Origin of the sequence: Sphaerisporangium melleum (assembly GCF_014646695.1) — a bacterium.
Lineage (GTDB): Bacteria > Actinomycetota > Actinomycetes > Streptosporangiales > Streptosporangiaceae > Sphaerisporangium > Sphaerisporangium melleum.
Genome location: NZ_BMNT01000022.1, coordinates 20,256 through 20,645, shown reverse-complemented (window position 1 = coordinate 20,645; position 390 = coordinate 20,256). Strand labels below are relative to the sequence as shown.

Here is a 390-nt window from a genome sequence, read left to right as displayed (position 1 = left end):
CAACGGCCACCAAGGCGGAGTCTCCTCAGTGGCGTTCACCCGGGACGGCCACACCCTGGCCACCGGCAGCGGCGACCGGACGGCTCGATTGTGGGACGTGACCCGCCGCCAGGAAATCGCCCAGCTCAATGGCCACCGGGATGTGGTCTCCTCGGTGGCGTTCGCACCGGACGGCCGCACCCTGGCCACCGGCGGCAACGACCGGACAGCTCGATTGTGGGACGTGACCCGTCAACGGGAGATCGCCCGGCTCACCGGCCACCAAGACAAGGTCTTCTCGGTGGCGTTCGCAACGGACGGCAAAACCTTGGCCACCGGCAGCGGCGATGGGGCGGTGCGGTTGTGGGACGTGGCCGGCCACCGGGAGAGAGGCGATCCTCTTATCGGCCA

General features: G+C 69.2%; 1 protein-coding gene. It reads left to right on the top strand.

The genetic code is table 11. The features are described 5' to 3' along the window. Positions 1 to 28: 28 nt before the first annotated feature. A partial coding sequence (locus tag IEY93_RS19995) for a WD40 repeat domain-containing protein (RefSeq protein ID WP_373291488.1) occupies positions 29 to 390 on the top strand: 362 nt, incomplete at its 3' end.